11 protein-coding genes are annotated in these 11,412 nt (G+C 46.5%); 3 read left to right on the top strand and 8 right to left on the bottom strand.

All coding sequences use genetic code 11. The features are described from left to right. Positions 1-26: 26 nt before the first annotated feature. The 4 genes from O3C43_22490 to O3C43_22475 form a co-directional block, all read right to left on the bottom strand. Positions 27-836 carry an NAD(P)-dependent oxidoreductase gene (locus O3C43_22490; GenBank protein MDA1069262.1) on the bottom strand — a complete coding sequence of 270 codons (810 nt, stop codon included), beginning with the start codon at positions 834-836 and terminating at the stop codon, positions 27-29. 114 nt (positions 837-950) lie between these two features. Beyond that, positions 951-1,376 carry a DUF3106 domain-containing protein gene (locus tag O3C43_22485; protein MDA1069261.1) on the bottom strand — a complete coding sequence of 142 codons (426 nt, stop codon included), beginning with the start codon at positions 1,374-1,376 and terminating at the stop codon, positions 951-953. A gap of 17 nt (positions 1,377-1,393) precedes the next feature. Next, positions 1,394-1,876 carry a hypothetical protein gene (locus O3C43_22480; protein MDA1069260.1) on the bottom strand — a complete coding sequence of 161 codons (483 nt, stop codon included), beginning with the start codon at positions 1,874-1,876 and terminating at the stop codon, positions 1,394-1,396. Beyond that, positions 1,873-2,436 carry an RNA polymerase sigma factor gene (locus tag O3C43_22475; GenBank protein ID MDA1069259.1) on the bottom strand — a complete coding sequence of 188 codons (564 nt, stop codon included), beginning with the start codon at positions 2,434-2,436 and terminating at the stop codon, positions 1,873-1,875. The genes O3C43_22480 and O3C43_22475 overlap by 4 nt, the downstream gene beginning before the upstream one ends. 465 nt (positions 2,437-2,901) lie before the next feature. On the opposite strand from O3C43_22475, the gene O3C43_22470 reads away from it, so the two are divergent. Further along, positions 2,902-3,987 (top strand): ribonucleotide-diphosphate reductase subunit beta, encoded by a 1,086-nt coding sequence (locus tag O3C43_22470; GenBank protein MDA1069258.1) that lies wholly within the window; start codon positions 2,902-2,904, stop codon positions 3,985-3,987. 26 nt (positions 3,988-4,013) lie between these two features. Next, positions 4,014-7,259, top strand: coding sequence for a ribonucleoside-diphosphate reductase subunit alpha (locus tag O3C43_22465; GenBank protein ID MDA1069257.1), 3,246 nt, complete (start codon positions 4,014-4,016; stop codon positions 7,257-7,259). 405 nt (positions 7,260-7,664) lie between these two features. Here the strand turns inward: O3C43_22465 and O3C43_22460 are convergent, their stop codons facing one another. Then, positions 7,665-7,808, bottom strand: a complete 144-nt coding sequence (locus O3C43_22460) for a hypothetical protein (GenBank protein ID MDA1069256.1) — start codon at positions 7,806-7,808, stop codon at positions 7,665-7,667. Positions 7,809-8,229: 421 nt separating this feature from the next. Here O3C43_22460 and O3C43_22455 point away from each other — a divergent pair, with 421 nt between their 5' ends. Beyond that, the gene (locus tag O3C43_22455) at positions 8,230-9,315 is read left to right on the top strand and encodes a hypothetical protein (GenBank protein ID MDA1069255.1); all 1,086 of its coding nucleotides are present in this window, start codon (positions 8,230-8,232) and stop codon (positions 9,313-9,315) included. A gap of 253 nt (positions 9,316-9,568) precedes the next feature. Here the strand turns inward: O3C43_22455 and O3C43_22450 are convergent, their stop codons facing one another. The 3 genes from O3C43_22450 to O3C43_22440 are packed head-to-tail and all read right to left on the bottom strand — an operon-like array spanning position 9,569 to position 10,874. After that, entirely contained in the window at positions 9,569-10,186 is a 618-nt protein-coding gene (locus tag O3C43_22450; GenBank protein ID MDA1069254.1) for a hypothetical protein, read from the bottom strand. Between the two features lie 14 nt (positions 10,187-10,200). Beyond that, positions 10,201-10,632 carry a type II toxin-antitoxin system VapC family toxin gene (locus O3C43_22445; protein MDA1069253.1) on the bottom strand — a complete coding sequence of 144 codons (432 nt, stop codon included), beginning with the start codon at positions 10,630-10,632 and terminating at the stop codon, positions 10,201-10,203. Continuing rightward, on the bottom strand, positions 10,629-10,874 hold the full coding sequence (locus O3C43_22440) for a DUF2191 domain-containing protein (GenBank protein ID MDA1069252.1): 246 nt from the start codon (positions 10,872-10,874) through the stop codon (positions 10,629-10,631). Before O3C43_22440 ends, O3C43_22445 begins: the two co-directional genes overlap by 4 nt. Positions 10,875-11,412: the final 538 nt, after the last annotated feature.

Raw genomic sequence — 11,412 nt, 5'->3', positions numbered from 1 at the left:
CTCATTGTTCTCATTTTATGCATTGTTTAGCACAACATGTCTCCCATTTTTCGGGGCAGGCTCAGAATCCCTGCTTCGTTTGCTAAAGCGAGAGCGATCCCGGAATCCTTGGCCGCGTGTTCAGCAGAAAAATAACAGTCGTGATCCCGTGTTAGCATATCCGCGGCATCGGTTTCCAGAACGCGCGAATTGGCTCCCGTTTGCGCAAAGATCTCGCAGAGCATCTTTAAATCGAGTCCTAAAGCTTGCCCGAGCCCGAGGCCTTCAGCCAAGGCGGCGGTGTTAATATTCATCACCATATTTACGAGTGCCTTTACTTGAGAAGCCGATCCTGCTGGACCGACGTACCTCAGGGATGTACTTAACTTTTCCAAAAGATCCTTCACCGCGGTGAACACGATCTCCGTGCCACCGACCATAAGGTACAAGGTTCCTGCCCGTGCCTGTGGTATGCTTGATGCCATACAAGCTTCGAGAGACTGTGCGTCCGCATCATGACAAGCTTTCTGCAGCTCTACGTGTATCGATGGGCTCAGAGTTGCACAGTTGATAAAAGTTTTCCCTATCGCCTCCATCAGAAGGTTGTCTTCCTCGTTGTAGAAAATGTGCCTCATAGCCGCGTCATCTGAAACGACTGTAAAGATGATATCAGCAAGCCGAGAAACTTCCTTCAGCTGCTGACAAGCTTTCGCTCCAGTTTTTTCAGCAAGGCTTTCTGCGATCTCAAGATTGAGATCATAGACCGCCGCAATGGGGTAATTACAATCGTGCAAGCGCTCCGCCATGTTGAAGCCCATGCGTCCTACGCCTACAAATCCTATTTTTGGTAATGTCATAATGTGGAGGAGTTATTTTAATGTGTTGCGACAAGCTAAAACCTTTCAGGCAAAAGAAAAAGGCCGAAATTGAGCTTAACCCAATTTCGGCCTGAAATTCAATATGCGCGATTACTATTTTTTCGAGGTTTTTTTGAGCTGCTCGATCTGTTTGTCCCAAGGTAGGGCTTTAAACTTGGTTCGTTCAGCTGCAGACAACTCTCTCAGATAATCAAAATAAGCCTTTTTCATTTCTGGGCTCAGCTCATTCCAATGATCTATGGTTTCCTTCCGTTGCTCCGTGGGCATCTTGTTCAAATTCTGAATGCGTTGGAGAGCATTCTTACGGTCGGTGGGTGTCATCTTCTCGATCGACTCCAAGGTCAAACGCACACGCTGCAGATCTTCCTTTGGCAATTTGAGAAGTTCCTTCAAATTAGCTAGATCCTCAACGTTGGCTTCAGCTTCCTTTTTTTCATCCGCTCCGCTTAGGGCGGTTGCAGTTGAAATAAGTGCTACCATCAGCCAAGCGGCTAATCGCTTACTCAATCTGGACTTCATAATGTTTGGACTGTGTTTCATGAATCGGCCTCTCCCAGTAAATAATATAAGGGAACTGTTTTCTCCAGCTCAATGAGAACTTTTGCAGAATGTAGAGTTTCTTCTAAGTAAAGAAGCTCCTCGAAATTCATTTCTGCAAAGTTTGTCTGAACGACATATGGTGGCGCATTATTAGGATTTTGGTTTTGCCATACGGAGTAACTAAATACTCCCACTAATAATATGGCAGCTACCATGCCGCTCTTGACCAGCCATCGCATGGCCGGGATTTCAAAAAGCATGGCGGATTTACTGTTTTCAATGCGGGTTAGTGTGCGTTCGGTGAAGTCGGGATTCACCGAAATGAATTGGCCGGACAACAAACTTTCGATTTCTTTTTCGTCGACAGGCGGAACCATGATAAACGTGCGCTCCGCAAAAGTTTCAGCCGGAATGATGGGATGGCCTGCAAGCAATGCATCCAACTCGTCATCGCTGATAGGACGTTTCTTTTCCTTCATCGGAGTTCCTCCATTTCAATTTTCAGCTGGGCACGCGCACGGTGGATCCAGGTTTTTACAGCATTCTCGCTTGCCTTCATGATCTCTGCAATCTCCAGATAGCTGAGTTGTTGTTGTTTGTATAGAAGGATAGCTGATCTGTGTTTTTCCGGCAGCTTCTCAATCGCTATTTGGAAAACTTCTTCGATTTCGACCAGTCGTCGTTTCACCTCTGGGTCTTCGCTCTGTTCATAGTGGAATTCCTGTGGATCCACGTAATCAACCGGTTTACGTCCCTTCCGTCGGAATTCATTCAACAAAACGCGACGGGCAACGTGAAACAGAAATGTCGAGAATTTGGCGCGGGCTTCGTAGCGTGCTGCGGCTCGATAGATTTTGATAAAAACAATTTGGGCTAAATCTTCTGATTCTGTGTAGGATCCAAGCGAGCGGTAGAAAAAGTTTATGAGCGGCTTCTTCCACTTGTCTATCAGTTGCCGTAGCGCTTTCGAATCTCCGGCAGCCACTTCAAACATGAGCCGGATATCTTCATCGATGGGTATTGGAATAGGTTCAGACAATTCCCACCTCCCTACGGGCTTCGTTTGTGTCTGCCAAGCGGATAATAGACTCGCTGTTATTTCCATGCATCATAAATCCCCTTGGAGGATGAATAGTTACACGGGAATCAACTTATTTTTGTCTATCATATTGATGAATAAGGGTCTTACGAAACGAGGTTGTTTTAATCGTTAAAATTGGGAAGAACCTGTGAATTAATTGTGTGAAAATTTTAAAATCAGCCACTGTCAGCAACTTAGGTACTAATTGAGTATGTTAATAACTAAAATCCATTGACACAATATATAGGGGTTACCATAAATTTCCCACACAACATATGGGGATAGTCGGATCTTTCAGTCCAACTTAACTCATTACCTATTCAGTCTCTATCGAACGTTCACTTTCCCTGGTATTCTTATGCTCTCTGAGAGTCCCGTATCCTGAACTTTATTCTAAACTATTCTCTGTTTCTTTCTGCTTTAATGGACAAAATATTTACTATCGGAAATAAGACTTTTGTCTTGGACGAATCAAAAGCCGAAGCCGCATACGCCGCCAAAAAGATTATAAATGGTCGTGACACCATGACCTTCAATCTGTTGCCACTCAAATATAAGTGGGCCTACGATCTATATCGTAACATGAAGTCAAACCATTGGGAGCCAGAGGATATCCCAATGAACAAAGATATCGAGCAATGGAAATCTAAGGACTTTTTGAGCGATAGCGAACGTTGGATCATCCGCATGTGCATGGGGTATTTTTCAGCTGCCGAAGGTATCGTTGGAGATAATATTCTCCACGTGATTCGTGAGCGTGTCACCGCTCCGGAGCTCAAGCTGGTTCTCGGCCGTCATGCCCACGAAGAAAACATCCACGCCGATTCCCTCCTCTATATGATCAGCTCTTTGGGGATCAATCCGCACGAATGTGAGGCCATGTTTGAGGACATCCCCACGATCCTTAAGAAAAATGAGTTTGTTACCAAGACCACCCGCTCCCTTCGTCGAGATCTTGACCTTACCCAAACAGCAAACAAACAGCTGCTGGCAAAGAACATGTTTGTCTTCGGTCAGTGCATGGAAGGAACACAATTTTACGGGCTATTCGGAATGGTTCTATCTCTTTACCGTCAGAACAAATTCCCTGGTATCGGACAGATGTTTCGCTACACACTTCGCGACGAATCAAACCACATAGAGCTCCTTCGCAATTTGTTCATGGATCTTGTTTCGGAGAATCCCGATGTATGGACAGAAGACTTCCGCGATGAGTGTGTTAACCTCATGCGCGAAGCGGTTGCTTTAGAAAAAGAATTTATCAGCGATTGCCTTCCTTTAAACGCATTGGGTCTAAGCGCTGAAGACTTTATGCAGTATATCGATTATATTGCTGACCGAAGATTGGAAGGAGTAGGCCTGCCCCTCATTAATGCAGGTATTACGAATCCGTTCCCATGGCTCGCCGAAATGATGGATATTCAGAAGGAACAAAATTTCTTCGAAGGCCGCGTGACTGAATACCAAAAAGCATCTGCCCTTGAACAGGGCGATGACGATGAACTCTAACTGCTAATACCGAACACTCTCCTTTCATGCTTAATCGCACATCTGCTCTCAAAGAAGACTTAGCGCTCAAAAAAATCGTAAAAGACAACCACCTGGGAAAATCGAAATTCAATTGGCGCGAAGTGCTTACCGACGATCGGCTTGTTCAGCCGGATTTGAAGATCGAGTCTCAGGAAGGTACTGTAGATATCGACCTGGCTGATATTGCTGATATGGTTGGAAACGCACTGACCAATCTCCTTGCATCCCGCGAGGACCAGGACGTCTTTAACAAAAAAAATCAGGATTTCGTTGCTAACATCACCCGCGAAGTGGCGAAGCACCTCCTTAATATTCCTCAGGAGCCAGGGGCTGCGAATCTCATAACCCAACGAGCGTTGAATCTCGAAATCGAGAAAACGCTGGTTGACCACAACGCGCACGATGTTGCCAAAAGCCTCGTTATTAACCGATCTCATCTCATACAGGTTCAGCAGCCAGCTTCAACTTGTAAGGTGATTCGCCGTAATACCCAGGTAGTTCCGTGGAACGAAAATAAGGTGGAAATCGCGATCCGCAAAGCGTTCCTTTCATTGGAAAAAGACTCTTCCCCAGCCATTGATGTTGCTCAAGCCGTATCGCTTAGGGTTAGAGATTCGCGCCGGACATTCATTCATATCGAAGATGTCCAGGATATTGCTCAAGAGGAGCTGATGAAAGCCGGTCACTTCAAAGTTGCTGAGACTTACATTCTCTATCGTGCCCAGCGCTCAATGTTGCGCGAAATAGAAGGCGAGCCGGTAACAGAAGCGATTGATCCCCAGCAAAACTCGATGGTGGTCGTAAAACACCTCGATGGTAATACTTTTTTCTGGGATGGTGCCGATCTCAAGGAGCGCATCCGCTACGCTATGATCGGTCTCGAGATCGATATGGTAGAGGAGGAAATCGAAGCCGAGCTGAGACGTTCTCTGTTCGATGAAATCTCGTTGGCCGACCTCCAAAAGACAATTATTCTTAACGCCAAATCCTTAATCGAGAAGGACGCCGATTTTGCCAAGTTTGCTGGAAGAATACTTAGCACCTATATCTACGAAGAAGTCATTGGATGGAATATTGTTAAGGACGGCATCCGTTCATTGAAACGTTTTCATGCAGATTACTTCAAACACTACCTGAAACATGGTATTGAAATTAAAAGACTTTCTCCTCGTTTGAAGGAATTCAATATCGATAGATTAGCTGAAGCTCTCGACCCAGCCGCTGATCTCGATTTCGATTACCTGGGAATTCAAACCCTTTACGATCGTTACCTCATCGTTGACAAAACCGACAGCAAGCACCGCCGCATGGAGACGCCCCAGATCTTCTGGATGCGGGTTGCTATGGGTCTCTTTGTCGACGAGAAGGAAGAAAAAGAAGAAAAAGCCATTTCACTTTATACGCTGTATAAAAGCCGCCGGTTCTGCTCATCCACTCCAACCTTGTTCAACTCAGGTACTCTACACTCCCAACTGTCGTCCTGCTACCTGTACTGGGTTGATGATTCCATTGAAGGAATCATGCAACGCGGTATCGCCGAGAACGCCTACCTATCCAAATGGGCAGGCGGACTCGGTGGGAGTTGGACTGCGGTCCGGGGCACAGGCGGTTACATCAACGGCACCAACGGAGAAAGCCAGGGTATCATCCCGTTCCTGAAACTTCACAATGACCAATTGGTCGCGGTGAACCAAGGAGGCAAGCGCCGCGGTTCGGGATGTGCTTATCTGGAAACCTGGCACAACGATATAATCGAGTTTCTAGAGTTGCGTCGAAATACCGGCGATGAGCGTCGCCGCACCCACGACATGAATACGTCGAATTGGATTCCGGATCTGTTCATGAAGCGTATGGAATCTCGGGAAAACTGGACTCTGTTCCGCTCCAACGAAGTCCCGGATCTTCATAATATTTACGGTAAGGCGTTTGAGAAAAAATATATCGAATACGAAGCCAAAGTTGAGACCGGAGAAATCTGGGGCGAGAAAGTAGAAGCCATCGAACTTTGGAAGAAGATGCTGAAAATGATCTTTGAAACAGGTCATCCATGGATCACCTTTAAAGATCCTTGTAATGTTCGTAGCCCCCAGGACCACGCAGGAGTAATCCATAGTTCCAATTTGTGCACGGAAATTACTTTGAATACAGGGGCCGATGAAACGGCTGTTTGTAATCTCGGATCTATCATTCTCGACAATCATTTGGAGGACGATGGCAACATCGACCACCGGAAATTGCGTAACACGATTCGCACGGCTGTGAGAGCCCTTGATAACGTCATCGATATCAATTTCTACCCAACAGAGGCAGCGCGGAATTCTAACCAACGCCACCGTCCCATTGGCTTGGGTGTTATGGGACTTCAAAATTCTCTCTTTAAGAAAAATATCCCATTTGCGTCCGAAGAAGCCGTCGAGTTCAACGATGAGTTCATGGAAGCCATCGCATACTACGCCTATGAGATGTCCAGTGACTTGGCCAAGGAGAGTGGGTCATATAGCAGCTTTAAAGGCTCCAAATGGGACCGGGGGCTACTTCCACAGGACACCCTGGACATGTTGGAAGATGAACGAGGTCAGACGGTCGATGTTCCTCGAACAAGTCGTATGGATTGGGATTCACTTCGAACGAAGATTCAAACGCAGGGTATGCGCAACTCCAACGTGCTTGCGATTGCTCCGACAGCCACTATTTCAAACATCACCGGCACGTCACCGTGTATTGAGCCGTCTTACAAAAACATTTTTGTTAAGAGCAACCTTTCGGGTGATTTCATTGTGTTGAACGCGCACCTTGTCCGTGACCTAAAGAAAGAAGGATTATGGGATCAGGAGATGCTGGACAACTTGAAGTACTTCGATGGTGAGATCCAGGACATCGAAGCCATACCAGATGATTTGAAGAAAAAGTATACCACGGCATTTGGAATCGACTATAAATGGTTGATCGCCGCCGCCGCACGTCGACAAAAATGGATCGATCAATCGCAATCGGTTAATCTCTTCCTGCCCAAACCGGAATTGAAGGCTTTGTCTCACATGTATCGCGCGGCCTGGAAACAAGGCTTGAAGACGACTTACTACCTACGAACCCTGGGTGCCTCAAATATCGAAAAAGCGACTATCAAGTCGAAGAAAGAAATTCGAGGTCTTGTGGCTCAGGACACGGAGAAGAAATTTACCGAAGAGGAGAAAAATGCTTGTAGCATCGAAGCCATGAGAAATGGCGAAGAGTGCGAGGCTTGCCAATAATTTTGCTGTTAAAGCTGATTCCGATAGACTGATTAATTATTCAGGGGCGAAGGCGGACATCGCCCCTGTTTTTTATAAATAAAGAAGGTGGGAAAATTGAGGAGAAGGATTATCCCAGAAATCACTCTTCAAGTTTGCAATCCTGGCTCAGAGTGATAGCTTATAAAAATCTTGAATCCATAGCCCTTAATTGGGCTGGGAAAGAGAGCGTGGAGAGTTGTTGCTTGGAGAGCGACAACCAATACATAGCCCCAAGCGATCTGAGGGGTTCGCTTGGGGCGTTTCTTTGCCTTTAAGGAAATACCCATCCCATCCGGGTCCGATTCTTTCTATGGGGTGATATTCATCGAAAACAAATGTAGAACCGAATTTAGTCGGGAATCCGGGGTTCACGAATCGCGGTTTTTATCCGTCGCTTTCAGCTTCCGCCGCCGCCCAAGGGCTATGGCGAGACACCTCGGAGGACTGAAGAAACCGCTCTTGCACTTTGTGCTCAAGACCGAACAGCGGGGTGCTTAGCTCCACCACGCCACCTCGTCCCCATGTCACGCCCTAATCCCGACTTAATCGGGCGAAGGAGGATCAGCCCCGTCTATTAACGTCCCTCGTCCCCCGCCTTCCTTGTCCTGCGAAGCCCTTGGGGCGAAGCGGGATCGCCTCACGTCCCCCGCCCCTCTATTAACTTCCCACTTGATCCGCATCGGTTGCCTCACTAGCTTGGCTGTGACTCAATCAACAGGCTCTAATCGACAAATTTCCCTGACACTCTCTCCCGTAATACAACGCATGAGAAAGTAGCCCCGTACGTTTTTTAATCTTTTCATTCTTCAATAAGTGCTCCGCGCCTTCTCATCCATCCGCAAAACCCACTCCGCCAAGGCTCCGAGGGACGTCGCAGTAACATGCAGGAAAGATCTTTCAATATGGAATACCAGTGACACGCGGTTAACCTTTCACTTAGGTTAAATCCGTGAACTCTCTGCTCCGCATGGTTGTTTCCGTGATTTGTTTAAGTCTGGTATCCATCCCGGCCCAGGCAGTTCCGCTATTTGAATCCGATGATCCGGTTGAAATGCGAATCGTAGGTCCGTTGCATTTCCTAAAAGCTCAGCGTGGTGATGACCCGGAATGGCTGACAGGCACCCAGGTATTTGTTAAAGACAACGATGGGACTGAACGAGCTCTCGACGTCGAAATAATGGCGCGGGGCAACTTTCGACGTCAGGAGAAAATTTGTCCATTTCCACCCTACTGGGTGAACTTTAAGAAAAAGCAGGTGGATGGAACCGTTTTTGAAGGGCAGGACAGGATTAAAGTGGTATCGCATTGCAGGGAGAACCAGAATTCTTTCGATGCCTACATTTACCGGGAGTATCTGGCCTACAAGACCTACAATTTGCTTACCGATAATAGTTTCCGCGTTCGTTTAGCACGTATCGATTACGAAGATACTCGGAGCGATTATAAAAAAGAATCTCAAGTGGCGTTCCTGATCGAACATACGGATTCCCTGGAAAAACGTTTGAGGGTTAAGCATATCAAAGACCGTTTCATCCTACCCTCGCTTTATGATATGGAGGAACTGTGTTTGGCGGAACTTTTCCAGTACTTCGTGTCCAATGCCGACTTCACTTTTTTCGCCAGCCATGAGGAATGCTGCCACAATGGGAAAGCCTTTTCATTCGAAGATGGATCGAGAGGTCATCTACCGGTCCCATACGACTTCGATATGTCCGGAATTGTTAATGCTCCTTATGCAAACCCCAGTTCGGGAATGATGGAAAAAGGAGTCAATAAGGTAACTCACCGATATTATTTGGGCGTGGAAGTTACGGACGAAATTTTAGAGAAAACAATTGCTCTTTATCAAAGTAAGAAAGCTTCAATTTACGATCTGTGGGAAAATTTTGAGCCTTTGGATGACAAGGCCCGTGCAGAGGCCCTGGACTTCATCGACGAATTCTATGAGATCATTGAAGTCCCACAAAATGTTGAGAAGAGAATTAAAGAAACGATGGAAAGTTTGGATGATGGAAAGTGTTGCCAGGAAGGATAGATTGACAGCCTTAAGAAAGGAGATGTCGGAGTAATACGAGTAATCTGCCGATAAAAAGATATGATGAGATGACCTGTCCCTCGGAGCCTTGGCGAAGTGGGATGTCGCCTGCGGCTCGGTAGGTCGATGTCGCGTGAAGCTCGGAACATTCTAACTCCTCGGTGATGGTTTGAAGCTGCCGATCCATTTGGCCCGATCGTCTTACAATGCTTTGGGTCAAATTCAAGAATTCCATAGAGTCTCGTAATTCTTCCTAGTCATAACGTTGGCGCATTTCCGGAACTATTAAATGGCGGGGTCCAATGTATTTTGGCAGCAGTGCTCTATAGCTATACAGGTCGTTCGAAACATTATTTAGCACTGACCTTTGAAGGTTCAATTGGGCCATCAATTCCATTGCTCTCTTGTAAAGAAAAGGGTCACGACTTATCACTTGGGTTTTCCCATTCATTAGCTTGCCCAACAGGCCGGTGTTGAGTTGTTCTCTCCGAAAGTTGCCCAATTGATTGAGGTCTCCTTCAAAAGCCTCTAATTCTTCGTCGGAATTCGTATCTCGTTCGATAAAGCGTATAATGGAGTGCGCCTTTATTGCACTGCTGACAGTAAATTCGGTAACTTCTTTGTTTAGGATTACCTCGTGTGCTATGTCGGCTTTAAGTTGTAGGATATACGCATCAAACTCCACCTGCGCCTTCCGGTCCTCGTTCCAGTTGTTCAGCTGCAGCACCATCATGATCCCGATGATGATCAACGCGATTTCGCCCACGGTATACCCCAAGTAACGAAGGAGTTTACCTGAGATGACGTGTCCTTCGGAGCCTTGGCGAAGTAGGAAAAGCTTCATGCGTATACTGCGGAATGGGGATTTCATATGATGCCCGCCGGTTAACCCTCTAATGGGTTGCGCCATCGAAGTCCTTTGAATCGAGAAAAATCGGCATCCGTGGAACAGAGTTCGCAATCGTGATCGATGGCGAGGGCTGCCAAGTAGGCATCCGAGGACAGGTTGGCGACCGCCTGACTTTCAACAAGTAACTTTTGCAAAATACTCCAAAAGGAAGTCGAGGGTTCGACAATTTGCACGACAGGTTGTGAAAGCCAACTCTCCACTGTTAGGGTTGCTTCTTCAATACTCAAAGGTGACTGCACTGCACGGGGATTCGTAAAGATTCTGATGTAGGCCATGCAGGTTATCCATGCCAATCCGATTTGTTCTTCTCCTGAAAGTGTTTTATCCCACCAGGCACGAGCTTCGTTGTGCTTGGGAGACAAGGCGTCCTCTGAATAAAACAATAAGTTTGCGTCGACCAGAATCATTGAAATGACGGACCTTCGACCTGTTCAATCAATTCCGCTACATTGTCGTAATTCAGACCTGACTTGAGGCCAACCATTTTGGGCTTTGTCTTATAAGGCTTGGTTGTTTGTGGTTTGTTAGCTTCCGCCAAACCCTTCCGCAATACCTCATTCAAGGCCTGCTTGAATTTAAGCGAATGCTTTCCGGCATACTGCCTTAACCGTTTTTCCACAGTATCATCGATAGTTACTGTTGTTCTCATGGAATTGATAAAAAGCATCATGATGCTTTTTTCAAGACATAAAAGGAATCAAGCTGCGCTCTGATTCCGATATTCGCTTGTTAGGGCAGGACAGGGGAGCGGTCTTTCCTCGTCTGATCGAGGGGCATCATACATATGTTGCGGAATGGGGATTGAGCTGAAATTCTTGTGGATTCAGCGTTGTCGTCCTGCGGACTCGGAACATTCGATTGTTTCATGCTTCTTTCCTCCTTGTTCTTCGTGTCCTCTTGAATAGCGGGTGAGTAAAATTCATTCATATCCCTCCAGAACGGCGAGGAAGTCCTGCAAGTGCTCTTTGATGCTCTCAGAGAAAACTAAGGAAGCTCTTAATCTATTCGTGATAGTATGAGCTGTGTATATAAATTCAGGAGAAGATCTCAACTGCTCCATGTCGTACTTCGGTCGCACACTTGATTGATTGTGACCTTTTCCTCCATATTGGTTCATGCGGCTAGTACCCTGTACCATCTATAAATTCGGATAAAGGCGAGTCAGTTTGATTCGGGCTTTTTCGTTG

The organism is Verrucomicrobiota bacterium (assembly GCA_027622555.1).
Classification (GTDB): domain Bacteria; phylum Verrucomicrobiota; class Verrucomicrobiia; order Opitutales; family UBA2995; genus UBA2995.
The sequence above is the reverse complement of the archived record's forward strand: the minus strand, read 5'-3'. Positions and strand labels throughout refer to the sequence as shown.

Excerpts from the sequence above, each read along its gene's own strand:
- O3C43_22465 (MDA1069257.1), top strand. The coding sequence starts at position 4,014 with ATGCTTAATCGCACATCTGCTCTCAAAGAAGACTTAGCGCTCAAAAAA.
- O3C43_22485 (MDA1069261.1), bottom strand. The coding sequence starts at position 1,376 with ATGAAGTCCAGATTGAGTAAGCGATTAGCCGCTTGGCTGATGGTAGCA.
- O3C43_22490 (MDA1069262.1), bottom strand. The coding sequence starts at position 836 with ATGACATTACCAAAAATAGGATTTGTAGGCGTAGGACGCATGGGCTTC.
- O3C43_22440 (MDA1069252.1), bottom strand. The coding sequence starts at position 10,874 with ATGAGAACAACAGTAACTATCGATGATACTGTGGAAAAACGGTTAAGG.
- O3C43_22470 (MDA1069258.1), top strand. The coding sequence starts at position 2,902 with ATGGACAAAATATTTACTATCGGAAATAAGACTTTTGTCTTGGACGAA.
- O3C43_22445 (MDA1069253.1), bottom strand. The coding sequence starts at position 10,632 with ATGATTCTGGTCGACGCAAACTTATTGTTTTATTCAGAGGACGCCTTG.
- O3C43_22480 (MDA1069260.1), bottom strand. The coding sequence starts at position 1,876 with ATGAAGGAAAAGAAACGTCCTATCAGCGATGACGAGTTGGATGCATTG.
- O3C43_22450 (MDA1069254.1), bottom strand. The coding sequence starts at position 10,186 with ATGAAATCCCCATTCCGCAGTATACGCATGAAGCTTTTCCTACTTCGC.